Raw genomic sequence first — 22,513 nt, 5'->3', positions numbered from 1 at the left:
CTCATGAGTGCGCTGGCGTCTCCGTCTGCGCTCGCTTCCGCCGACGCGATCCCGAGCGCCGACGATCTGATCGCGCGCGTTCAGGCCTATTATCCGCAAGCTGATGCGGATCTTATCCGACGCGCTTACGACTTTGCACGCGACAGCCATGAAGGGCAGTCGCGTCAGTCGGGACATCCCTATTATTCTCATGTCGTCGCCGTCGCCATGCTGCTGGCTGAGTTGCGTCTGGACGTGGCCACCATCTGCACGGGCCTGTTGCATGACACGGTCGAGGACACGCCCGCGACGCTAGAGGATGTCGAGCGCCTGTTTGGCGCGGACGTCGCCCAGCTGGTGGACGGGGTGACGAAGCTGGGGCAGATGGAGCTGGGCTCCAAACGCACCAAGCAGGCGGAAAATCTCCAAAAACTCGTCGTCGCTATTACCCGCGACGTGCGCGTCCTGTTGGTGAAGCTGTGTGACCGGCTGCATAATATGCGCACTCTGCATTATGTGCCCAAGCCAGAAAAGCGAGAGCGGGTCGCACGCGAAACGCTTGAAATCTATGCGCCTTTGGCAAGGCGGATCGGGGTCAACCGCGTTTGCGTCGAGCTGGAGAACCTTTCCTTCCAGAACGTCAATCCGGCAGCTTATGAATCGGTCACCCGTCGTCTGACAGAATTGCGCGAAACCCGGGCGGACGCCGTCTCGATCGTCTCCTCCACTCTGTCCGAACGACTGACCGAAGCCGGCATTGAGTGCCGTGTCTTCGGACGGGAAAAGCGGCCGTATTCGATCTGGCGCAAGCTGGAGAAGAAGGGGGTGTCGTTTGATGATATCGCCGACATTTACGCCTTCCGCATCCTGACGGAAGATGCTGAGGCCTGCTACGCTGCATTGGGCGTTGTCCATCGGACCTGGCGCTGCGTGCCAGAGCGGTTCCACGATTACATTTCGACGCCGAAGCCCAATAATTACCGCTCGCTTCACACCACCATCATCGGTCCGGGCAATATCCGGATCGAATTGCAGATCCGGACGGAAGAGATGGAGCTGGTGGCGGATACCGGCGTCGCGGCGCACTGGCGCTACAAGACCGACGACGGTTACGCCTATGATCCCAACGCCGCGCGCGAGGCGGGCGGTGATCCGCTGGATCGCTTGCGGCCCTTCGTTGAAATTCTGGAGCAGGGCGGCGATCCGGACGAATTTCTCGAGCACGCCAAGCTCGAGATGTTTTCAGACCAGGTGTATTGCTTCACCCCCAAAGGCCGCCTGATCGCCTTGCCTAATGGCGCGACACCGCTGGACTTTGCGTTCGCGGTGCATACCGAGCTTGGATATTCCACAATTGGCGCGCGCATCAATGGACGCGAACGTCCCTTGAGGACGCGTCTGGGCAATGGCGATGTGATCGAGATCGTCAAGGGTGGCGAACGCCATCCTCCCGCAGGGTGGGAGGACATGGTCAGCACAGGCCGCGCCCGGGCCGCAATCCGCAAACTGATCCGCGAATCTGAAAGCGAAGAATTCGCCCGGATCGGCCGGGTGATTGCGGAACACGCTTTCGCACGCGAGGGCAAGGAGTTCCGCGACAGTGCGCTTGGCGATGCGCTCAAACGGCTGGAGCTGGACGATGTCGAGGCCCTGATGATCGCTCTGGGGCGCGGCACGGTCAGCTCGTCAGAAATGTTGGACGCAGTCTTTCCCGGTCAGCGCGAATATGACGGCGATTCCCTGTCTGATCGCGAGCGGATCGAGGACGGCAAAGGATCGCTCTTCGTGCATGGTCGCGGGCTGACGCCGGGCGTCTCGCTTCATTTTGCGGAATGCTGTTCGCCCATGCCCGGCGACCGGATTGTCGGCGTAATGCAGCCAGGTCGCGGAGTCGTGGTGCATGTCATTGATTGCGAACGGTTGGCAGAGTTTGAAGACGACGCCAGCCTGGCGAACTGGATTGACCTGAAATGGACGCCGGAAGCGGATACGCGCGGCGTCTCCATTGGCCGCATTCACGCGACCGTGCGCAACGAGCCGGGGGTGCTGGCCGAGATCGCAGGCGTGGTCGGCGATGCGCGTGGCAACATCACAGATGTAAAAACGCTGTCGCGCACGCGTGACTTTTTCGAGATGGCGTTCGATGTGGAAGTGTTCGACGCGCGCCATTTGTCCAATATTGTCTCGGCGCTGAAAACCAGCGACCGGGTGGTGTCGGCGGAGCGCGCGCGCTTCACTGAAGACCCTGCGTTAAAGGAGACCGCATGACCACCGAGGACGTGCTGGCGGAGTTCAAGGAAGCGGGTGCGCTTCTTGAAGGTCATTTCATTCTCTCATCCGGGCTGCGCAGTCCGGTCTTTTTGCAAAAAGCCCTGGTGTTTCGCGACGCGGCGCGCACAGAGCGCCTGTGCAAGGCGTTGGCGGAGGGTTTGAAAGCGGCCGGTCACGGGCCGTTCACCGCCATTGTGTCGCCCGCCATGGGCGGGATCATCCCTGGCTATGAAACCAGCCGTCACATGCAATTGCCCTTCATGTTCGTGGAACGTGAGAATGGCGAGTTCGCCCTGCGCCGCGGGTTTGAGCTGACTGCCGCTGACCGGGTTCTGGTCATTGAGGACATCGTCACGACGGGCCTGTCCTCACGCGAATGCATTGCCGCTATTGAAAAATCCGGCGCAAAAGTGGTGGCGGAAGGGTGTCTGGTGGACCGGTCCGGCGGTAAAGCGGATGTGGGCGTGCCGTTGGTGGCGCTCGCTACGGTGAATTTCCCGGCTTATCCCGCTGACGCACTGCCAGAAGATCTGGAGCGCATTCCGGCGATCAAGCCAGGCAGCCGAGGGCTGGCCTGATGTCGGAGCCGCGCCAGCGCCTTGGTTTGAATATCGACCATGTGGCGACCATCAGGAACGCCCGCGGCGGCGTGCACCCTGATCCCGCGCGGGCGGCGGCTATGGCGCATGCGGCCGGCGCAGACGGTTTGACCATACATCTGCGCGAAGACCGTCGTCATATCCAGGACGCGGATTTGCAAAAGGTGCGCGAAGCCTCGGACTTGCCGATCAATCTTGAAATGGCGGCGACCGAGGAAATGACCGAGATCGCGGTGGCGTTCAAACCACACGCCGCCTGCATCGTTCCAGAAAAGCGCGAGGAGCGCACCACCGAGGGCGGGCTCGACGTGGCGGGGCTGCATAATCAGATCGCGCCCATGGTGCGGCGATTGGCGGATGCGGGATGTCGTGTCTCCCTCTTTATTGAGCCGGACCCCGTTCAGATCGCGGTCGCGGAAGTTCTGGGCGCGCCGGTCGTCGAGCTGCATACCGGGCGTTATGCAGAGTTGTGGCTCGAAGGCGGTTCGGATGCGGCGTCCTCCGAGCTGGAGCGCATCCGCCTGGCGGCGGTTGAAGCGCGCAAGCGCGGTCTGGAGCCCCATGCCGGCCACGGCCTGACGTTTGACAATGTGAAGCCGATCGCCGCCATTCCGGAAATCGCGGAGCTCAATATTGGTCATTTTCTGATTGGCGAGGCGATTTTTACAGGTCTCGATGCGGCCGTGAAACACATGCGCGCCTTGATGGATGAAGCGCGGGCGGAGCGCGCCCGGTGATCCTGGGGATTGGATCAGACCTGACCGATATTCGCCGCATCGAGCGGGCGATCACCCGGTTTGAGACGCGGTTTCTCAATCGGATTTTCACTCCCGCTGAGCAAGCGCGCGCGGAAGCCCGACCAGGGCGAATAAATACATATGCCAAACGGTTTGCCGCGAAAGAGGCCTGCGCCAAGGCCTTGGGCGGCGGGTTGTGGCGCGGGGTCAGCTTCACCGATATCGAGGTCATGAACCTGAAGGGCGGCAAGCCCAGCATCGATCTTAATGGCGCGGCGAAAACCCAGCTCGAGGCCTTGTGTCCTGAAGGTCACGAGACACGCATTCATCTCACAATGAGTGATGAACCGCCCTATGCGCAGGCTTTTGTGGTGATCGAAGCGGTTGACCCAAGGGCCAGTTGAGAGAATGAAGCCCCGTATCATGAGTGATCGGATCAAAGATTTTGAAGCGCGCATACACTACCGGTTCAAGGACCGGGAGCTTCTCGAGCGCGCGCTGACCCATGCCTCCCACGGTGATGGCCGTTCGCGGGCCGCCTCTAATGAGCGCCTAGAATTTCTCGGAGACCGGGTTCTAGGGCTGATGGCGAGTGAAAAGCTCTATGAAACCTTCCCCAGTCTGGAAGAAGGCGGGCTGGCCCAGCGTTTGAACGCGGTGGTGAACAAATCCGCCTGCGCTCGCGCGGCGCGTCGGTGTGATCTGGGTGAGGGATTGCGGCTCTCCGCCGCCGAGGAACGCTTGGGCGGACGTGAGAAGGAATCCATCATCGCTGATGCGTGTGAAGCGGTGATCGGAGCGCTCTATCTGGATGGCGGTCTGGAGGCCGCGCGGGCCTTTTTCACCACCTTCTGGGCGGACGAGTTTGATAAGCTGACCCGTCGCCCCAAGGACGCCAAATCCCAGCTTCAGGAATGGGCGGCGCAAAAAGGCTATGGTGTTCCGGTTTACGAGACCGTGGCGCGCAAAGGGCCGGATCACCGACCGATGTTTGAAATAGAAGTCCGGCTCGACGGAGTCGCGCCGGCCCGCGGCGAGGGCGGATCCAAACAGGATGCGCAGCGCGCTGCGGCCTCGGAAATGCTTAAACGGGAGGCCGTGGATGGCTGAACAAAACGCCACGCGCGCGGGCTTTGTCGCCATTATCGGTGCGCCGAACGCAGGCAAATCAACCCTGGTGAACGCTTTGGTGGGCCGCAAGGTCTCCATCGTCACCCCCAAGGTCCAGACCACGCGCTTTCAGGTGCGCGGCGTCATGATGCATGGCGCAGCACAATTGGTGCTGGTGGATACGCCCGGCGTGTTCGCCCCGCGCCGTCGCCTTGATCGCGCCATGGTCGCCAGCGCCTGGGAAGGCGCCGATGATGCGGACGCCATCGTCCATGTGGTGGACGCCGCCGCCCAGATCAGCAAGGCGCGTCGCACCATGGAAGATGTAGAGCGCGTGATCGACGGCCTCAAAGCCCATGATCTGAAAGCCGTTCTGGTCCTAAACAAGATTGATCTGATCAAGCGTGACGAATTGCTGTCCTTGTCTAAAAAGCTATTTGAATCAGGGGTCTATAGCGATGTCTTCATGATCAGCGCCAGCAATGGCGACCGTATCAAGGATTTGGCGGACTTTCTGGTCACCCTGATGCCGGAAAGCCCGTATCTCTACCCTGAGGACCAGATTGCGGATCTGTCAGAGCGCATGCTGGCCGCCGAGGTGACCCGCGAAAAACTCTATCTGCGCGTTCACGACGAGTTGCCTTATGGGCTGACAGTGGAGACGGAAGGCTGGAAGGACCAGCGTGACGGCTCGGTTCGGATCGAACAGACAGTGTATGTGGAGCGTGAAGCACACAAGCCGATGATCCTGGGCAAGGGCGGTCAGACCATCAAATGGGTCTCCACCGCCGCGCGCACCGATCTTGAGGAACAGCTGGGCCGCAAGGTTCACCTCTTTCTCTTTGTGAAAGTGCGTCCCAACTGGGGCGATGAGCGCACCCGCTTCAACGCGCTCGGGCTCGATTTCGACGCCTGATGGAGTGGACCGCCTCAGGCCGCATCATCGCCGTGCGCCCTCATGGGGAGACGAGCGCGGTGATTGAGGTTCTGACGGCGGAGCATGGCCGACATGCTGGCCTTGTGCGCGGCGGACGATCCCGCGCCATGCGCCCTATCTTGCAACCAGGCAACCGCGTGCGCGCTGTCTGGCGCGCCCGGCTTGAAAGCCATCTGGGCGGATTTCAGGTCGAGGGTGAAGATCTGTCCGTCGGCGTCGTTATGGATGACCCGCTGGCTCTGTCAGGTCTGAACGCCGCCTGCGCCATGGCCTCCTTATGCCTGCCTGAGCGTGAAGAGCATCCAGCGGTTGCGAACGCGTTTGAAGTGCTGATCGCGGCTCTGGAAGACCCGGATCTTTGGCCTGCGCTCTATGTGCGGTGGGAGGCGGGGCTGTTGTCTGATCTTGGCTATGGCCTGGACTTGCGTCGCTGTGCGGCGACCGGCGTCGAGACGGATCTGGTGTATGTGAGTCCCAAGTCAGGTCGCGCGGTCAGCGCCGAGGCGGGCGCGCCTTATCAGGATCGCATGCTCGCCTTGCCTGATTTCATGAAGGGCGGCGGCGCCATCCGCGAAGGCGATGTGGGCGCGGGATTGAAACTCACCGCTCATTTTATCGAGCGCCGCGTGCTCTGGCCGATGGACCGTATGCTGCCGGACGCGCGTACGCGCATGATCGAACGGCTTGAGGGCGAGGGGCGACTTTAGGGCGACGGCCGCAACTGTTGAAAAGCCTGCGTCATGACCTGCCCTGACACGACGTTCCGCTCCATACTGGTGCCCAATCGAATCACTAAGGTGACCTGAGGGACTTTGGATGGGCGAGCAATTTCCGGGCGATGGCGGCCGTATTTTCGATGAGAGCTTCAATGAGGCGCTCTCTTCTCGCTATCTCGCCTACGCCCTGTCCACGATCACCCAGCGGGCTCTGCCTGATGCTCGCGACGGTCTGAAGCCGGTTCACCGGCGCTTGCTTTATGCGATGCGTCTTCTGAAACTGGCGCCGGACACGGCGTTCAAGAAATGCGCCCGTGTGGTCGGCGATGTGATCGGCCGGTTCCACCCCCATGGCGATCAGGCCGTTTATGAAGCGCTGGTGCGTCTGGCGCAGGATTTCTCCTCGCGTTATCCGCTGGTCGAGGGTCAGGGCAATTTCGGCAATGTGGACGGCGATGGCGCCGCGGCCATGCGATACACCGAAGCGCGCCTGACCGAAGCCGCCCAGCTGATCTTGCAAGATTACGATGACGGCACGGTCGATTTTCGCGAGACCTATGACGGCGAGGACAAAGAACCGCTGGTTCTGCCCGCCGCCTTTCCAAACCTGCTGGCCAATGGTTCCGCGGGCATTGCCGTGGGCATGGCGACCAATATCCCGCCCCATAACGCGGCCGAGCTGTGCGACGCCGCGCGCCATCTGATCAAGACGCCGGGCGCTGCAACAGAAACCTTGCTCAACTACGTGCAGGGGCCAGACTTCCCTACGGGCGGGGTGTGCGTGGAGACGCGCGAAAACATCCTCGACGCTTATGAGACAGGCCGGGGCGGCTTTCGCCTGCGCGCCCGCTGGGAGGTTGAAGAGCTGGGCCGCGGTCAATGGCAGATCGTGGTCACCGAGATTCCATATCTCGTTCAGAAGGCCAAGCTGATCGAGCGTATCGCCGCGCTTCTGGATCAGAAAAAGCTGCCGCTTCTGGCCGATGTGATGGATGAAAGCGCGGAAGATGTTCGCCTGATCCTGGAGCCGAAATCGCGCACGATTGATCCGGCCTTGCTGATGGAATCCGTTTTCAAGCTGACTGATCTCGAAATTCGCTTCGCGCTGAACCTCAATGTCCTCGACCCGACCGGCGCGCCGCGCGTGGTGGGGCTGAAGGAAGCGCTGCAGATCTGGCTCAACCACCGCCGTGACGTGGTGGTGCGCCGCGCCACCCGCCGACTGGAGCAGGTGGAGGACCGGCTGGAAGTCCTGTCGGGCTTCATGGTCGCCTATTTGAACCTCGATGAAGTGATCCGCATCATTCGGTTCGAAGACCATCCCAAAGACCAGCTGATCATGACCTTCTCACTGACCGACCGTCAGGCCGAAGCCATCCTCAACATGCGCCTGCGCAGCTTGCGCAAGCTTGAAGAGATGGAGATCCGCGACGAGCAGAGCCGGCTTGAAGGCGAGCGCGATGAGCTGACCGACCTGATCGGCGATGAAGCCCTGCAATGGAAAAAGGTCGACAGCGAAGTCGCGGACGTCAAAAAGCGCTTTGGTCCGAACACGCCGCTGGGCAAACGCCGCACCACCTTCGCTGATGCTCCGGACGCAGATTTCGCCGATATGGTGGAAGAAGCGCTGATCCCGCGCGAACCCATCACGATCGTGTTGTCGCGCATGGGCTGGATCCGGGCGCTCAAGGGCCATACCGACGATGTAACCGGCATCAAGCACAAGGATGGCGACGAGACGGCGTTCTCGCTAAAAGCGGAGACCACCGACAAGATCCTGATGCTCACGACCGATGGTCGCGTCTACACGCTCGACGCCTCCAAACTCCCCGGTGGGCGCGGCTTTGGCGAGCCGGTGCGTCTTCTGATTGATATGGATGAAAGCGCGGAGCCGGTCGCTCTCTTTAAATACAAGGCGGATCGCAAACTGCTACTCGCCTCCACCTCGGGGCATGGCTTTGTGGTGGCGGAAAAAGACCTGCCCGCCATCAAGCGCGCCGGGCGTCAGGTGCTCAATGTGATCGACGGGCACAAGGCCATGATGGCGCTGCCGGTCACGGGCGACCGCATCGCGGTGCTGGGCGAGAACAAGAAGCTGCTGGTCTTTAACGCCAATGAGATCCCCGAAATGGTGCGCGGCAAGGGCGTGCGCCTATTGGGCGGCAAGTCTGGTGATGTGGCCGATATCAGCGTCTTCAATTCAGAAGAAGGCCTTGTACGCGTCGATCCGGCCGGCCGCCGTCATCTGGTTGAAGACTGGCGCTATTATGAAGGTAAACGCGCCAGCGCCGGCAAACTCGCCCCGCGCGGCTTCGCCAATAAGAGCTTTGGCGGACGCTAACCACAAACGAAGAGGCCTAAGCCCTTCACCGCGCTGTCACTTGGCCTTCTCCCCCAATCGGAGTAAGGCTTTAACCCGTTTCCCTTCAGCGCCATCAAGGAGCGTTTCATGGAATTGCTGATTACTTTCGGTGTGATCGTCCTGATCGGCCTGTTCATCATGACGATCTACAACCGTCTGGTGGCGCTGCGTCAGACCACGCGACAGGCCTGGGGCGATATCGATGTCCAGCTCAAGCAGCGCCATGATCTGGTGCCCAACCTGGTTGAAACCGTCAAAGGCTATGCCAGCCATGAGAAAGAGACGCTGGAAAGCGTCGTGAAGGCCCGCCAACAGGCCGTGGACGCGAGCTCGGTCAAGGATCTGGCCGCCGCCGAGAACGTCCTGTCCGGCGCGCTGCGTCAGCTCTTCGCCCTGTCTGAAAGCTATCCGGATTTGAAGGCGAACGAGAACTTCCTGTCGCTGCAGAACGAGCTGGCCGATCTTGAAAACAAGATCGCCGCCGCGCGTCGCTTCTTCAACAATGCGGTCAGCGAATACAACACCGCCCGCGAGCAATTCCCCGCCGTGGTGCTGGCCAATTCCTTTGGCTTTAACGAGGCGGATTTCTTTGAAGTCGCCGCCAATGAACGCGCCGCCGTCAACGCCGGCCCGTCTGTGAAGTTCTAGGGCCATGCGCAGGCAGGAGGAGGGCGCATCATGATCGCCGCCGCCGGCCTGCGCACCCATATCTGGAACAATAATCTCAAATCCATCGCGCTGCTCGCCGGCTTTCCTGTTCTGGTGCTGGCCATCGTGTTCGCTGGCGCTCTGGCCTGGAGCGGATATGCGGACGCCCCCGCCAAAACCGGCGCCTCTGCCGACGCGATGGGACCGGCGCTTGAACTGACCTTGCGCGCCTTTCCGTCTGTGATGATCGGCGTCGCGGTCTGGTTCGTCATCGCCTGGCTGAGCCATCAGGCGATGATTGATGCGGCGACCGGCGCGCGCAAAGTGAGCCGCACCGAAGAGCCCGAGCTTTATAACCTTCTTGAAAATCTGACGATTTCACGCGGCATGCCAATGCCGTCCTTGCGCATCATCGAGACCGATGCGCTGAACGCCTATGCATCGGGTCTGAGCGAAAACAAAGCGGTCATCACCGTGACTCGCGGTCTGATGAACACGCTGAACGCACAAGAGCTGGAAGCGGTTCTGGCCCATGAATTGAGCCATGTGATCAACCGCGATGTCCGGCTGTTGGTGATCGCGGTGATATTCGTGGGGATCATCTCCTTCACGGTCGAGATCGCCGCGCGGGGTCTGTTTCATGGTTCGCTGGCCCGCGCGGGCGGCGGTCGCCGCGGGCGATCGGGTAATGCGGGCGTGATCTTGCTGGTGGCCGTGCTGATCGTCGCTCTGGCCTATGCGCTCGCGATCGTCATCCGCTTCGCCCTGTCACGCTCACGCGAATTTATGGCGGACGCCGGGGCGGTGGAGTTGACCAAAAATCCTGACGCCATGATCTCAGCATTGGAAAAGATTTCAGGTCGTAGCGAAATCAAGTCCGCGCCGGAAGAAGTGCGTCAGATGTTTATCGAGAACAAACCCAAGGCGAGCTTCGCCGGCCTGTTCGCCACCCATCCGCCGATCGAGAAGCGCATCGAGGCGCTGGAGACCTATGCCGGCGGGCGTCGTCGCCCGCGCGACACCTCGATCCCGTCCATCTAGTTTGCGCCTGAGTCCAGGTCGTTTTCAGGGTGGTCTTCATTCAGAAGCGGCGCATAGGACTGGGCGTAGAGATACCAGACCGAGGCGAACAGGGCTGCGATCATGGGGCCGACAATCAGGCCCACGGCGCCAAACAGTGTGAGCCCGCCCAGGGTTGAGATCAGGATCATCAGATCAGGAAGCTTGGCGTCCTGTCCCACCAGGCGGGGACGTAAAAGATTGTCGATCAGCCCCACCACGAGCGCGCCCCAGGCGATCAGCAAACCGCCTTCGACATAACGGCCGCTGGCGATCAGCCACAGTCCCGCGGGGCCCCAGACCAGCGGCGGGCCAATGCCGGGAATGACCGACAGCACGGCGGTGAGCGTCGCCAGGAACAGGGCGCCAGGGACTTCAGCCAACGCCAGCGCGCCACCCGTCAGAACGCCTTGAATAATGGCGATGACGAACGTGCCTTTCACGGTGGCGCGAATGGTGGACATGGCGCGCTCGACCAGCAGATCGCGATCTTCAGACGGCATGGGCATGAGCTTCAGCCCCTGACTGGCGAGGCGAGGGCCCTGGGTTAGGAAGAAGAACAAGGCGAACAGCATCACCACCAAATCGAGGAATGCGCCGAAAGTGCCCGAGGTCGCTCGGCGTAGAGCCTCCACCAACCAGCCACCGGCGTTCGATGCGAACTGCGCGGCCTGACTGGTGATGTCCTGCTGGTAGGGCGCCAGACTTTCGCGGAAGGGCAACCAGGCGGGCAGAGCTTCAAGCCCGCCTTCGCGGATGGCGGCGATCTGGTCTTGCAGCCAGGGCGCGACCGCGCCGGTCACCTGCACGGCCTGATCGGCGACAATCACCAAAATGGCGGCCAGCGGGATCAGCACGACCACTACAGCCAGAAGCAGCACCACGCCGGCGGCGGCGGAGCTGGAGCCAAACAGAACCCGTCTCATAAAGCGATGGACGGGATGCAGGAACATCGCGAACACAGCCGCCATGAAGAGCGGGCTGAGAAAGCCGCGGATCATCCAGATGAAGATGACTGAAATACCGAGCGCCAGCACCACGATGAACAGGCGCTGCAGCGCTTCACGATCAGACATCAGGGCGGAGATGTTGCTGCCGCTGGGTGAGGCCTCGGATTTGTTCTGATCAGTCATACAGCAATCCCGGAAGCGCGGTCGCCAGCCAAGGCATCAGCGCGACCATAGCGATCATTAGAAGCTGAATTATGACGAAAGGCGCAGCGCCCCGATAGATCGCGCCCGAGGTCAGCGAGGGCGGCGCAACGCCGCGCAGATAGAACAGCGCAAAGCCGAATGGCGGTGTCAGGAAACTGGTTTGAAGATTCAGCGCCATCATCACGCCCAGCCAGACGGGGTCCACCCCCATCATGAACAGCACCGGAGCCACGATCGGCACAACAACAAAAGTGATCTCGATGAAATCCAGGAAGAAGCCCAGAAGGAACATCACCACCATCACCACGATCAGCGCACCGGTGACGCCGCCGGGCGCGGCTTCCAGAGCCGTGCGGACCGTGTGATCGCCGCCGAGCTCGCGGAAGACGAGAGCGAACAGGCTGGCGCCGATCAGAATGACGAAAACCATCGCCGAGATTTGTGCCGTGGACCGCATCACCTGATCCAGAACCTCGGTCTTGAACAGTCGCATGCAGGCGAACAAAACGCCCAGGCCCGAAAGCGCTGACAGCCCGTAGGCCAACCCCATCTGCACCCCCGAGCCGCCCGCTCGCAGGTCAAGGACAAGCGGTGAAAGCAGTAGCAAGAACAGGCTTATTGAACCGATGATGATGACGGTCTGGCCAAAAGCGGGATTGTCCGTCCCACCACTATTGCGATAGCCCGCCAGCAAAATCGCACCCAGCGCGCCCACGCCCGCAGCTTCCGTAGGCGTGGCGAGCCCGCCCAGGATCGAGCCCAGCACAGCAATGATCAGGATGAGGGGCGGAATCAATGCGCCCAGCAGCTTGCCCCAATCGGCATGGATTTCATCCGGGGGGATCGCGGGCGAGGCGCTTGGACGCACAATGGCGACGCCGACCTGATAGAGGATATAGACGGCGACCAGCAGCAGGCCGGGGATCAGCGCGCCTGCGAAAAGATCGCCCACCGAGACGATGTCAGGCGAGAAGATGCCCTGCGCCCGTTGCGCCTCGGCATAGGCGGAAGACAGCTGATCGCCCAGCAGAACCAGAACGATTGATGGCGGGATGATCTGGCCCAGCGTGCCGGCGGCGGCGATGGACCCGGCGGCGAGAGACGGCGAATAGCCGCGTTTGAGCATGGTGGGCAGGGACAAAAGCCCCATGGTAACGACCGTGGCGCCCACAATGCCGGTTGAGGCGGCCAGAAGCGCGCCGACGATCACGACCGAGATCCCCAGCCCCCCGCGCAATGTACCGAAGAGCGAGCCCATGGAGTCGAGCAATTGTTCGGCGATGCGAGACTTTTCCAGCATCACACCCATGAAGACAAAGAGCGGCACCGCCACCAGAATGGCTTTGTCCATCTCCATGATGTTGCCGTAGATGCGCTGCGGGAAGGCGCGCAGATGGAAGGGATCAAACAGACCCAGCACCAGTCCAATCAGGGCGAATGCGAGACCGACACCCGCGAGGGTGAACGCCACCGGAAAGCCGCGCAGCAGGGCGGCGAAGGCCGCAACAAACATCGCAAAGGGCAGGAGACTAAAAATCAAATCCATAATTTAGTCTCTAAAGCTCATGTTCTGCATTATCGCAACCCACAGGAGGCGGGGTTTCGCCAGATAGCGTCAGCGCGGCGCGAGACGCCAGGGCGAAGCCCTGGCCAATCATCATGACAGCGAAGACAGGGATGGCGGTTTTCAGCAAGAAGACCAGCGGCAGACCGTCGCTTTCCCGTGATCGCTCGAGGATGCGCCAGGCGCCGCCCACATAGCTCTCTGCCGTGATAAGGATCAGCCAGCACATGGGGATGAGGGCGAGATAGACGCCGAAGAGATCGGTCCAGGCTTTGCCGTGATCAGAGAGCTTGGAATAGACGATATCTACTCGGACATGACCGCCATTATAAAGCGTCGCCGCGCTTGAGAGCAGAAACAGGATGGCGTGCAAATAGATCACGCTTTCCTGCAGCTTGGTCAGAGAGACGCCGAACACATAGCGCTGCACCACAATCAACCCGGTCACCAGCACCAGCGCCAGCGCCGCCCAGCGCACCATGTCGCCAACCGTGACGGAAATGGCGTCAAACAGCGCGATCAGTCGACGCAGCAGCCTGGATACCGGAGCGGGCAAACCCTTGAAGCGGCCATAGATCGCGCACACCAAGGCGATCAGCAGGAACGGGCTGAGCGCCCAGCCGAGATAACCCAGGACACGCCCGGTGATCGCAGCGACAGCGCTGATATGATCCGTCAACACAGCGCCGATTGCGCCCTGTGAAAAGGCGTCGGCCGCAAGCAATAGAGCCGTGACAGCGATCACGGCGAGCAGAAGGCGATCCGCAAGTTTCATGGTCTATCGGCCAAGCACCATTTCACGCTTCTGGTAATAGGGGGCTTCAGACACATTGGCCCAGTCCCGGCCCAGGCGTCGGGCTTCGCGATAGCTGTCATAGACGCGGCGGCTCAAAGGATCCGCATTAGCGGTGTCAGCGACAACGGCTTCTGAAATGCGCCCCACTTCTCGCCAGATTTCGTCTGAGAATTCACGCAGCTGCACGCCATGCTCGCCTGTGAGAGTGCGCAGGGCGAGGCCGTTCTGGTAGGTGAACTCGGCCAGAGATTGATTGTTTGCTGCGCGAGCGGCGGCGCGGACGACAGCTTGTTGATCCGTCGGCAGGGAATCCCACACGCCGCGATTAAGGCCGACTGCCAGAGACGAGCCCGGTTCATGAAAGCCCGGCCCGTAATAGTAAGGCGCCTCTCGGTAAAATCCGAAGGCGAGGTCATTCCAGGGGCCGACCCATTCGGTTGCGTCAATGGCGCCAGATTGAAGCGATTGGTAGATTTCACCGCCTGACAACGCGACAGCAGCGCCGCCCAACTCGCGCAGGACCGAGCCGCCCAGGCCCGGAATGCGCATGCGCAGGCCGCGGAAATCTTCCAGTGTATTGACTTCACGTTTGAACCAACCGCCCATCTGGTGACCGGAATTGCCAGCCTGGAACGCGATCAGGCCAAACTGACCAGACAGTTCCTCCCACAATTGCTGACCGCCGCCATATTCCACCCAGGCCATGATTTCATGGGCGGTCATGCCCAGGGGCACGGCGCAGAAAAAGTTGAAGGCGGGCGAACGGCCCTGCCAATAATATTCGGCGCCATGATACATGTCGGCGACGCCGTTGGAGACCGCGTCAAAGACTTCAAACGCGCCGACGATTTCACCTGCGCCATAAACTTCGACTTCAAGCGCGCCACCGGTCATCTCGGTGATGAATTGCGCCGTGCGCTCGGCCGCAGAGCCTAGACCAGGAAAGCCTGTGGGCCAGGTGGTGACCATGCGCAAACGTCGCGTGCGATTGCGGTTCACCGCTGGCGCGGCAGGCGCTGACTGTGCGCCCGTATCCTGCGAGCAGGCCGATGCGGCGCCAGCGGCGACCACCGCGGCGCCGGACAAAAACGTACGACGATCCATCTATTCCTCCCCAGGCGGACAGACTGATTATGGTTCAGTGCTTGTCCGTGATGTCAGCGTTTGATCACTCTTGTGCTTTCGAGGGCGGCTGCAAGGGCCGCCAGCCTTCAGGTTCAAGCACTTCGAGCGGTTTGTAATGAGCCTTGTAGTCCATTTTCGGACTGCCTTGCACCCAGTATCCCAGATAGACAAACGGCAAATTCTCGGCGCGGGCGCGCTCGATATGATCGAGGATGATGTAAGCGCCCAAGCTGTCCTTGACCCGTTCGGGTGCAAAAAAACTGTAGACCAGTGAGAAGCCGTCAATCAGCCGATCGACCAGAACGCAGGCGATCAGCTGACCGTATGCGTCACGGTATTCGACGAGCTCGGTATGCTCGGCGCCATCCTCGATCATGGATGCAAAGTCGAAGAAATCCATGCCCGCCATATCGCCATCACCATGGCGAGCGTTGAGATAGCGGCTGAGCAGAGCGAATTGTTCTGGCATCGCTTCGGCCGGGCGAGGCAGGCGCAACAGTCCGGCATTGCGTTTCAGCACCCGGCGCTGCGTGCGCGAGGCTTTGAATTCAGATACCGGGATGCGGGCGGATTTACACGCCGAGCACATCTCGCAGGCCGGCCGATACAGGATGGATTGTGAGCGTCTGAACCCGGCATGGGTCAGGATGTTGTTCAGATGCGCCGTCTGTTCGCCATCCACCCGCGTGAAAATCTTCCGCTCCATCCGGCCCTCAAGATACGGGCAAGCGGTGGGCGCTGTCAGGAAGAAGGGCAGTTGACGGGTCGCAAACGGGCGAGTCACGAGCATCCTCTTAAACGCTAAAGTCCAGCCATCCTAACCTGAGCTAGGCCAAGGCGAAACTGATGCCAACCAAAACGGTGAAGGCAAGCCATATCAAAACAGCGAGGGGTGCGCCGGCGCGAATGAAGTCCGCAAAGCGGTATTTTCCAGGCCCCATCACCAGAAGATTGGTCTGATAGCCGATCGGCGTCGCAAAACAGGTGTTGGCGGCGAACAGCACCGTCAATGCGAAGAGCGTTGGGTCTGCGCCCACAGAGTTGGCCGCCGTCACTGCAATGGGGGTGAACAGGATGGCGGTCGCGTTATTGGACAACACATTGGTCAGAACCATCACCAGGAAGAACAGAGCCGAGACCAGCGCTGTCGTGCCCAATGGCGAAAACACATGCACTACGCCCATGGCCAGGACCGTCGCGCCGCCCGTGGCCTCCATCGCTGTCCCCAACGCAAAAGCTGAGCCGATCAGCAGATAGAGCTTGAGGTCGAACGCTCGCGCGGCCTGACGCACATTCAGGCACCCCGCGCCGATCATGGCCGCCGCGCCAATCAGAGATGCGACGACGATGGGGAGCAGACCCGTGGAAGCGGCCAGCACGACACCGCCCAGAATCGCGCGTGCGATGGACGCCTTGCGAATATCAGGCAGATCAGAGGTCGCCCAATCCATCAAAAGAACATCTCGATCCGCTCGCAGGCGGCGCATGGCGTCCGCACCCCCAAAGAGCAGCAAGACGTCACCGGCTTCCAGGCGGATTTCGCCCAGCTTGGCGCGGATCATTCGCGAGCGCCGCTGCACCCCCAGAACAATGGCGCCAACAGCATGACGGAACCCGATCTGGCGCACGGTGCGGCCGATGAGACGCGAACCCGGTGAGACCACTGCCTCAGTCAGCGCCAGGCGTTCTCCGCGTGTGGGCAGATCTGCTGGCCCCGCGGACCGCAGGACGCCTTCGACGAATTCAGCGCGACTGGAGAGAAGTTCTGTGAGTTTCTTGCGGGTGGCGGCGATGATGATCAGATCGCCCTGTTTGAGTACGATGGAGTCAAAAGGCGGCAAAAACGCATCTTCATTGCGCTGAACCATCCGCACAGTGATGTCGCCCAGCTCAGTGAACATGCCGGCCACCGGCTTGGCCCCGACCAGCGGATGACCTGCGGTCACTTCGATCTGGGCGATATACTGCTTGCCCGGCGATCCCGCCTTGTCGTCTTCGGATTCTTCACGCTCTGGCAGCAGCTTGGGCATGATAAAAGCGATATAGATCATGCCGACGATCGAGAGCATGACGCCCATTTGGGCGGGTTGGAAAAAGCCCAGCGTCTCGCCCGTGCTCGCCAGCAGGCTGTCAGCCACCAGAAGGTTGGTGGACGAGCCGATGAGCGTCGTCATGCCGGCGAAGATGCACACAAAGCTCAGAGGCATCATGAAGACCGACGCCGAGCCGCCCATCCGAGCCGCCACGGCGCCCAGTATGGGGATGAACATCACGACCACGGGCGTATTGTTGATGAAGGCGGAGACGCCAAACACCAGTGCAAACAGCGTCACAATGGTCAGCTTGGGCCGTACATCGAACATGGACAGCAAAGTGCGGGTCGGGCCATCCAGCGCACCGGTGTGGAAAATGCCCTGACCCACGACCAGAAGCGCCATGATCGTCAGAAGGGCCGGGTTAGAGAAACCCGCCAGGAGCGCGGCGGCTGTGGGGGCGTCATCTGCGCCGAAGAGTTCAAAAAAGACCAGCGCAGAGCACAGGATTACGACCGAGACGAGCTCTAAAGCGAACTTCTCCCAGCAATAAAAAACGATGGCTCCGCCGACACCGACCAGAACCGCCCACATTCGCCAGTCCGATAATACGGAGAGGTCGTCCATGCCCGTCACTCTTGCCCCGCGCGGATTCGCGCCAAAGTGAGCAGGTTAACGCCTTTGCAGCATGATGCGAGCGTGAACCGCTGTGCGCAGAGACTCTTTTAGGAGAGCCTCTGCGTCCGGCTAGAGCGCATGACCGGGCGGAATGGCCGGAGCCTCGCGCAGCAGGGTGATCGACAGACGGCGATTGCCCGGCAGATAGGGATCGTCAGGGAAAAGCGGCTCCGCACCGGCTTTGCCCCGGACTTCCGCGATCCGATGATCGGGGATGCCAGCGTTCGCCATGATGTTCAGAGCCGCGTTGGCGCGGGCCGACGACAGTTCCCAGTTGGACGGGCCGCCAACCGGCGCCGGGCTGGCGTCCGTATGACCAGACAGGGTGATGCGGTTCGGCAGACGCAGAACGATCTCGGATATGGTCCGCAACAGGACGCGCGCCCGGCTGTTAGGCTCAACCGCGCCAGGCTCGAACATCGGACGCCCTTCCTGGTCGATCAGCTGGATGCGCAATCCTTCTGGCGTTTCTTCAATCAAGACGTGCCGCGACAGCTCGGCCAGTTCGGGCATGTCTTGCAGGGCCTGACGCAGGGACTGCTCGGCGCTTGCAAACTCAGCTGCTTCACGGCGGGCGAGGGCGCTGGCGAGGGCGTCGGTTGAGGCCTGCGGCTGACCGCCGGCCGCGCCGGACGCTTCATCAGCTTCCTGTTCGCGAGACACGTCCTGTTCCGAACGGGGCGCAAGGCGCTCGACAACAGAGGACGAGCCCGAGCCGCGTGCGCCGTCATCGCCGAAGCTGGTGCCGCCCAGAACACCGCCGGAACCCGATGTGGTGCGGCTCACGCTGGCAGGTGCGAAATAGTCCGCAATGCCCTGTCGCTGTTCGGGTTCTGTGTTATTGATCAGCCACATCATGAGGAAGAACGCCATCATGGCCGTCACGAAATCGGCATAGGCGACCTTCCAGGCGCCGCCATGATGTCCATGGCCGCCGCCCTTTTTGACTTTCTTGATGACGATCGGTTGATCCGAGCTCATATCCACCCACCTTCGGCATTTGAGGCGGACACTCTGGAGCAACAGGGTTAAATCTGCGTTGTCAAAACGAATCAGGAGCGAATTTTGTCACTTTTTGAGCGCGAATTTCGCGATTGCCTGGGACGATTCCCCACAGGCGTGGCCCTGATCACGGTCATGAATGAAGGATCGGCGCGGGCAATGACGATCAATTCCTTCTCGTCCGTCTCTCTCGATCCGCCACTTATCCTGTGGTCTTTGGCCAAGGACAGTCATCGCTATGAGCGGTTCCTGAACGCGCAGGATTTTGCCGTGAACATTCTGGCGGCGGACCAGGCGGACTTATCCACAGCCTGCGCGCGATCGGATGATCTGGAAGCGAATGGCGGGCGCTGGACGCCTGCCGGAAACGGCGCTCCCCTACTAAAGGGCGCCATTGCGCGATTTGAGTGTCGTCGGCATCAGGTCTTTGCAGGCGGAGATCATGATATCATTCTGGGCGAGGTGCTCAGCGCCGACCGGCCTCGTGATACAGACGCATTGGTGTTCGTGCGTTCAGGCTATTCGAAAATCTGAAGGGGGCGCGCATGCTCACAGACGTCAAACGCCTGCAAACCGAGTTTGACCAGATTTCCGAGTATTGGTCGCCGCGCGTCATCGCCAGGGTCAATGACCAGTACGTCAAGCTGGCCAAGCTCAAGGGCGAGTTCGTCTGGCACGATCATGCGGATGAAGACGAGATGTTCTTCATCGTGAAGGGCCAGCTCGAGATGCAGTATCAAGACGGGTCAGTGATGCTGTCTGAAGGCGACATGCACGTCGTGCCAAAGGGCGTCCGCCACAATCCGGTGGCGGAGCAAGAATGCTGGGTGATGCTGGTTGAACCGGTCGCCACCAAACATACAGGTGATGTGTTGGCGGACAAAACGCGCAGTCTGGACGAACAATTGGCCGGAAGCGGCCTTGAGGGAGCATAATATGGCGAATGTCGCGTTTTTGGGGCTGGGCGTGATGGGCTTTCCCATGGCCGGGCATTTGTCCAAGGCCGGTCATGCGGTCTCGGTCTGGAACCGAACCGCCGCCAAGGCACAGGACTGGTCAGGCCAGTATCACGGTCAGGCCTGTGACAGCGTCGACATCGCCGTGGCAGACGCTGATTGCGTCTTGATGTGTTTGGGCGACGACCCGGATGTGCGCGCGGTCGCTGAAATCGCACTCCCCGTCATGAAAACCGGCGCCGTGCTTGTGGATCACACCACGGCCTCCGCAGAGTTGGCGCGTCAGCTGGATGAGGCAGCCAATGCTCGTCAGATCGGTTTTCTGGATGCGCCCGTGTCGGGAGGGCAAGCGGGCGCAGAAAACGGTCAGCTTTCGATCATGTGTGGCGGAGATGAGGGTGTTTTCGCCAAGGCTGAGCCCATCATGGAGGCCTACGCAAAGGCCATCGTGCATGCGGGGCCGGCTGGGGCCGGGCAGTTGACCAAGATGGTTAACCAGATCTGCATCGCCGGGTTGGTGCAGGGCCTGGCGGAAGGCCTGCATTTCGCCAAGAAAGCCGGTCTTGATCCCGAAACGGTTATCTCGGCGGTCTCCAAAGGTGCGGCGCAAAGCTGGCAGATGGAAAACAGATGGCGCACCATGGTTGATGGTGATTTCGATTTTGGATTTGCAGTCAATTGGATGCGTAAAGATCTTCGCATAGCGCTGGACGAGGCCCGCAGCAATGGCGCACGCTTGCCGGCCGCGGCCTTGGTCGATCAGTTTTATGCCGAAATCGAAGCCATGGGCGGCGGGCGTTGGGATACGTCCAGCTTGATCGCCCGGCTTGAAAACGCGGATCGGAACTGATCGCGATGCGCCTGATAGAAGTGACTTTTCCCGACGGCGACAAGGTTCAGCCCATTCTCAAGGCGACGCTGAAGACCGAGCCATTGGACCATCGCCTGACTGAACCTGATACTCAGGGAAAACGGCTGTTGCGGCTGACATTCCGTGATGGCGATGGACAGAAGGCCATAGACGCCGTTCAGGCGATCCTTGAGGGCGAACAAAACTGGCGTCTTGTGGTTATTCCCATCGAAGCGAGCGTCCCGCGCATTGATGAAGACGCCGACGAAGCCACGCGGAAGAAACGCCGGCTCGCCTTGCGCGAGGAAATGTATCAAGACATCGACCAGGGTGCACAGATCAACTCCGACTTTCTGATGTTGACGGCTCTGTCCACGGTCGTGGTGGTCTTTGGCCTGTCCGCAGACAATGTGGCCGCTGTCATCGGCGCCATGGTGATTGCACCGCTTCTGGGGCCGATCCTGGCGTTCTCCTTCGGGTCGGCGCTCGGCGACCTGCCCTTGATGATCAAGGCGGCGAAGACGGCTGTCACCGGCCTGGCGTTTGGACTGGCGCTCAGCTTTGCGGTCGGACTGGTTTATGAGCCCAATCTCTATTCTAACGAATTGATGAGCCGAACGGTTGTGGGCCCTGACTCCGCCGCTCTGGCATTGGCGGCTGGCGCTGCGGCTGCGTTATCCATCGCCACGGGTTTGCCGGCGGCGCTTGTGGGCGTGATGGTGGCGGTGGCTTTGTTGCCGCCTGCGTCTGCGGCGGGGCTGCTGGCGGGTAGCGGAGAATGGCAACTCGCGGGACGCGCAGCGCTCTTGCTGTCGATCAATGTGGTGGCGGTCAATCTGAGCGCCTTGATGGTGTATTATTTCAAGGGTGTGCGCCCGCGTACCTGGCTGGAACGACGTTCAGCAAAGCGGTCGGTGTATGTGAACGCTGGCGTGTGGATCACCTTGATCCTGTTGCTCTCGGCGCTTGCCGCTCATTTCGCCGCCACAGGCGGAGAAGGCGTGCAGTTGTGAACGTCGCACTCGTTTTTATCATCCTCAACTATATCGGCATTTTCGTGTTCGCGCTTTCCGGCGGCATTTTGTCAGCGCGCAAGCATCTTGATCCGTTCGGCGCGGCCGTGATCGGCGCGGTCACGGGCATGGGCGGCGGTACGCTGCGGGATGTGCTGCTCGGGCGTTTGCCGGTCTACTGGATCGATGCGCCACATTATCTGATCCTGGCGCTCGCGGGCGGCGTGATCGGATATTACGGCTCTGAGCTTGTCCGCGGCGAAGAAGGTGCGCGCTATCGCGCCCTGATCTGGGCGGACAGCGCCGGTCTCGCCGTGTTCTGTGTCCTAGGCGCTCAGGCCGGCCTGATGGCTGGTGCGCACTGGTCGATTGCGCTGGTCACCGGAGTGATGAGCGCTGCCTTCGGTGGTCTCGTGCGCGATATCATCGTCAATGATGTGCCGCTGATCTTGAGAGCGGATGTCTACGCGCTCGCGGCCCTGTTTGGCGCTGCTGTGTATGTGGGGGCGCTGGAACTGGACGTACCCACAGGGGCTGCGGCGGTCGGCGCGGCCCTCGCAGCCTTTGTGCTGAGGGGCTGCGCGATCATTTTCAAGTGGTCGATTCCGCCGATCGGGCGCGTGGATTAACGCGCGATCGGGCGGAAGGCGCACAGGGCGAGATAGCCGCACACTCCGATGAGGGTCGGGATCGCAAGGCCCGCCATCACGACAGGCATGATCGAGATCGTCATCAGCAGTGCAATGACGCTGGCGATGACCATGAAGACCATCAACAACATCATCGAACGTGACACATCCCAGCCATAACGCTGTCCACAGTGCAGGCATGTGGACAGCGTATTCGGGTTCATGCTGAGCAGGGCGGCGCCGCCCAAGGACTCAAGACAATGTGGGCATCGATACATAGGCGATCTCAGGTGAA

General features: G+C 61.0%; 23 protein-coding genes. 15 read left to right on the top strand and 8 right to left on the bottom strand.

Annotated features, from left to right (window positions below; all coding sequences use genetic code 11):
- Positions 1-3: 3 nt before the first annotated feature.
- From ACP154_RS12670 to ACP154_RS12625, 10 genes are all read left to right on the top strand, one after another.
- Positions 4-2,247, top strand: coding sequence for a RelA/SpoT family protein (locus ACP154_RS12670; protein ID WP_107713291.1), 2,244 nt, complete (start codon positions 4-6; stop codon positions 2,245-2,247).
- Entirely contained in the window at positions 2,244-2,828 is a 585-nt protein-coding gene (pyrE, locus tag ACP154_RS12665; protein ID WP_421858633.1) for an orotate phosphoribosyltransferase, read from the top strand. The genes ACP154_RS12670 and pyrE overlap by 4 nt, the downstream gene beginning before the upstream one ends.
- The gene (locus tag ACP154_RS12660; RefSeq protein ID WP_107713289.1) at positions 2,828-3,586 is read left to right on the top strand and encodes a pyridoxine 5'-phosphate synthase; all 759 of its coding nucleotides are present in this window, start codon (positions 2,828-2,830) and stop codon (positions 3,584-3,586) included. Before pyrE ends, ACP154_RS12660 begins: the two co-directional genes overlap by 1 nt.
- Positions 3,583-3,990 (top strand): holo-ACP synthase, encoded by a 408-nt coding sequence (gene acpS, locus ACP154_RS12655; protein WP_421858636.1) that lies wholly within the window; start codon positions 3,583-3,585, stop codon positions 3,988-3,990. The genes ACP154_RS12660 and acpS overlap by 4 nt, the downstream gene beginning before the upstream one ends.
- Positions 3,991-4,009: 19 nt before the next feature.
- Positions 4,010-4,696, top strand: coding sequence for a ribonuclease III (rnc, locus tag ACP154_RS12650; protein WP_421858638.1), 687 nt, complete (start codon positions 4,010-4,012; stop codon positions 4,694-4,696).
- On the top strand, positions 4,689-5,612 hold the full coding sequence (era, locus tag ACP154_RS12645) for a GTPase Era (protein ID WP_421858640.1): 924 nt from the start codon (positions 4,689-4,691) through the stop codon (positions 5,610-5,612). The genes rnc and era overlap by 8 nt, the downstream gene beginning before the upstream one ends.
- Positions 5,612-6,340 (top strand): DNA repair protein RecO, encoded by a 729-nt coding sequence (recO, locus tag ACP154_RS12640; protein ID WP_421858642.1) that lies wholly within the window; start codon positions 5,612-5,614, stop codon positions 6,338-6,340. The genes era and recO overlap by 1 nt, the downstream gene beginning before the upstream one ends.
- Before the next feature lie 109 nt (positions 6,341-6,449).
- The gene (parC, locus tag ACP154_RS12635; RefSeq protein WP_421858645.1) at positions 6,450-8,690 is read left to right on the top strand and encodes a DNA topoisomerase IV subunit A; all 2,241 of its coding nucleotides are present in this window, start codon (positions 6,450-6,452) and stop codon (positions 8,688-8,690) included.
- A gap of 108 nt (positions 8,691-8,798) precedes the next feature.
- Complete coding sequence (locus ACP154_RS12630; RefSeq protein WP_133723342.1) at positions 8,799-9,359, top strand: LemA family protein; 561 nt, start codon at positions 8,799-8,801, stop codon at positions 9,357-9,359.
- 30 nt (positions 9,360-9,389) lie between these two features.
- On the top strand, positions 9,390-10,400 hold the full coding sequence (locus ACP154_RS12625; protein WP_421858647.1) for a M48 family metallopeptidase: 1,011 nt from the start codon (positions 9,390-9,392) through the stop codon (positions 10,398-10,400).
- Here the strand turns inward: ACP154_RS12625 and ACP154_RS12620 are convergent.
- The 7 genes from ACP154_RS12620 to ACP154_RS12590 form a co-directional block, all read right to left on the bottom strand.
- The gene (locus ACP154_RS12620) at positions 10,397-11,551 is read right to left on the bottom strand and encodes an AI-2E family transporter (RefSeq protein ID WP_421858649.1); all 1,155 of its coding nucleotides are present in this window, start codon (positions 11,549-11,551) and stop codon (positions 10,397-10,399) included. The two genes, ACP154_RS12625 and ACP154_RS12620, sit on opposite strands and share 4 nt — an antisense overlap.
- On the bottom strand, positions 11,544-13,118 hold the full coding sequence (locus ACP154_RS12615; protein WP_421858652.1) for a TRAP transporter large permease: 1,575 nt from the start codon (positions 13,116-13,118) through the stop codon (positions 11,544-11,546). The genes ACP154_RS12620 and ACP154_RS12615 overlap by 8 nt, the downstream gene beginning before the upstream one ends.
- 10 nt (positions 13,119-13,128) lie before the next feature.
- Positions 13,129-13,911 (bottom strand): TRAP transporter small permease subunit, encoded by a 783-nt coding sequence (locus tag ACP154_RS12610; protein ID WP_421858655.1) that lies wholly within the window; start codon positions 13,909-13,911, stop codon positions 13,129-13,131.
- Between the two features lie 3 nt (positions 13,912-13,914).
- Entirely contained in the window at positions 13,915-15,036 is a 1,122-nt protein-coding gene (locus tag ACP154_RS12605) for a TRAP transporter substrate-binding protein (RefSeq protein WP_421858658.1), read from the bottom strand.
- Positions 15,037-15,100: 64 nt separating this feature from the next.
- Positions 15,101-15,847: an arginyltransferase gene (locus ACP154_RS12600; protein WP_199235545.1), complete on the bottom strand. Its 747-nt coding sequence runs from the start codon at positions 15,845-15,847 to the stop codon at positions 15,101-15,103.
- Between the two features lie 37 nt (positions 15,848-15,884).
- Positions 15,885-17,717: an SLC13 family permease gene (locus ACP154_RS12595; RefSeq protein WP_421858660.1), complete on the bottom strand. Its 1,833-nt coding sequence runs from the start codon at positions 17,715-17,717 to the stop codon at positions 15,885-15,887.
- A gap of 120 nt (positions 17,718-17,837) precedes the next feature.
- Complete coding sequence (locus ACP154_RS12590) at positions 17,838-18,749, bottom strand: flagellar motor protein MotB (RefSeq protein ID WP_107713277.1); 912 nt, start codon at positions 18,747-18,749, stop codon at positions 17,838-17,840.
- Between the two features lie 84 nt (positions 18,750-18,833).
- Here ACP154_RS12590 and ACP154_RS12585 point away from each other — a divergent pair, with 84 nt between their 5' ends.
- Genes ACP154_RS12585 through ACP154_RS12565 form a run of 5 tightly spaced genes read left to right on the top strand, consistent with a single transcriptional unit; the run spans position 18,834 to position 22,218 of the window.
- Positions 18,834-19,304 carry a flavin reductase family protein gene (locus tag ACP154_RS12585; protein WP_421858663.1) on the top strand — a complete coding sequence of 157 codons (471 nt, stop codon included), beginning with the start codon at positions 18,834-18,836 and terminating at the stop codon, positions 19,302-19,304.
- An 11-nt stretch (positions 19,305-19,315) separates the two neighbouring features.
- On the top strand, positions 19,316-19,705 hold the full coding sequence (locus tag ACP154_RS12580; RefSeq protein WP_421858666.1) for a cupin domain-containing protein: 390 nt from the start codon (positions 19,316-19,318) through the stop codon (positions 19,703-19,705).
- A gap of 1 nt (position 19,706) precedes the next feature.
- Positions 19,707-20,576 (top strand): NAD(P)-dependent oxidoreductase, encoded by an 870-nt coding sequence (locus tag ACP154_RS12575; protein WP_421858669.1) that lies wholly within the window; start codon positions 19,707-19,709, stop codon positions 20,574-20,576.
- A 5-nt stretch (positions 20,577-20,581) separates the two neighbouring features.
- Complete coding sequence (locus ACP154_RS12570; protein WP_107713273.1) at positions 20,582-21,589, top strand: TIGR00341 family protein; 1,008 nt, start codon at positions 20,582-20,584, stop codon at positions 21,587-21,589.
- Positions 21,586-22,218: a trimeric intracellular cation channel family protein gene (locus ACP154_RS12565; RefSeq protein WP_107713272.1), complete on the top strand. Its 633-nt coding sequence runs from the start codon at positions 21,586-21,588 to the stop codon at positions 22,216-22,218. Before ACP154_RS12570 ends, ACP154_RS12565 begins: the two co-directional genes overlap by 4 nt.
- Here ACP154_RS12565 and ACP154_RS12560 read toward each other — a convergent pair.
- A complete protein-coding gene (locus ACP154_RS12560) occupies positions 22,215-22,496 on the bottom strand; it encodes a hypothetical protein (RefSeq protein ID WP_421858672.1) in 282 nt (93 codons plus the stop codon). The genes ACP154_RS12565 and ACP154_RS12560 overlap by 4 nt on opposite strands.
- Between the last annotated feature and the right edge of the window lie 17 nt (positions 22,497-22,513).

Origin of the sequence: Oceanicaulis sp., from assembly GCF_965249665.1 — a bacterium.
Taxonomy (GTDB): Bacteria; Pseudomonadota; Alphaproteobacteria; order Caulobacterales; family Maricaulaceae; genus Oceanicaulis.
This window is presented reverse-complemented; position numbering and strand designations above follow the sequence as displayed.

Coding starts and splice junctions, on each gene's coding strand:
- ACP154_RS12670 (WP_107713291.1), top strand. CDS start 4: ATGAGTGCGCTGGCGTCTCCGTCTGCGCTCGCTTCCGCCGACGCGATC.
- pyrE (WP_421858633.1), top strand. CDS start 2,244: ATGACCACCGAGGACGTGCTGGCGGAGTTCAAGGAAGCGGGTGCGCTT.
- ACP154_RS12660 (WP_107713289.1), top strand. CDS start 2,828: ATGTCGGAGCCGCGCCAGCGCCTTGGTTTGAATATCGACCATGTGGCG.
- rnc (WP_421858638.1), top strand. CDS start 4,010: ATGAGTGATCGGATCAAAGATTTTGAAGCGCGCATACACTACCGGTTC.
- era (WP_421858640.1), top strand. CDS start 4,689: ATGGCTGAACAAAACGCCACGCGCGCGGGCTTTGTCGCCATTATCGGT.
- recO (WP_421858642.1), top strand. CDS start 5,612: ATGGAGTGGACCGCCTCAGGCCGCATCATCGCCGTGCGCCCTCATGGG.
- parC (WP_421858645.1), top strand. CDS start 6,450: ATGGGCGAGCAATTTCCGGGCGATGGCGGCCGTATTTTCGATGAGAGC.
- ACP154_RS12630 (WP_133723342.1), top strand. CDS start 8,799: ATGGAATTGCTGATTACTTTCGGTGTGATCGTCCTGATCGGCCTGTTC.
- ACP154_RS12625 (WP_421858647.1), top strand. CDS start 9,390: ATGATCGCCGCCGCCGGCCTGCGCACCCATATCTGGAACAATAATCTC.
- ACP154_RS12620 (WP_421858649.1), bottom strand. CDS start 11,551: ATGACTGATCAGAACAAATCCGAGGCCTCACCCAGCGGCAGCAACATC.
- ACP154_RS12615 (WP_421858652.1), bottom strand. CDS start 13,118: ATGGATTTGATTTTTAGTCTCCTGCCCTTTGCGATGTTTGTTGCGGCC.
- ACP154_RS12610 (WP_421858655.1), bottom strand. CDS start 13,911: ATGAAACTTGCGGATCGCCTTCTGCTCGCCGTGATCGCTGTCACGGCT.
- ACP154_RS12605 (WP_421858658.1), bottom strand. CDS start 15,036: ATGGATCGTCGTACGTTTTTGTCCGGCGCCGCGGTGGTCGCCGCTGGC.
- ACP154_RS12600 (WP_199235545.1), bottom strand. CDS start 15,847: ATGCTCGTGACTCGCCCGTTTGCGACCCGTCAACTGCCCTTCTTCCTG.
- ACP154_RS12595 (WP_421858660.1), bottom strand. CDS start 17,717: ATGGACGACCTCTCCGTATTATCGGACTGGCGAATGTGGGCGGTTCTG.
- ACP154_RS12590 (WP_107713277.1), bottom strand. CDS start 18,749: ATGAGCTCGGATCAACCGATCGTCATCAAGAAAGTCAAAAAGGGCGGC.
- ACP154_RS12580 (WP_421858666.1), top strand. CDS start 19,316: ATGCTCACAGACGTCAAACGCCTGCAAACCGAGTTTGACCAGATTTCC.
- ACP154_RS12575 (WP_421858669.1), top strand. CDS start 19,707: ATGGCGAATGTCGCGTTTTTGGGGCTGGGCGTGATGGGCTTTCCCATG.
- ACP154_RS12570 (WP_107713273.1), top strand. CDS start 20,582: ATGCGCCTGATAGAAGTGACTTTTCCCGACGGCGACAAGGTTCAGCCC.
- ACP154_RS12560 (WP_421858672.1), bottom strand. CDS start 22,496: ATGTATCGATGCCCACATTGTCTTGAGTCCTTGGGCGGCGCCGCCCTG.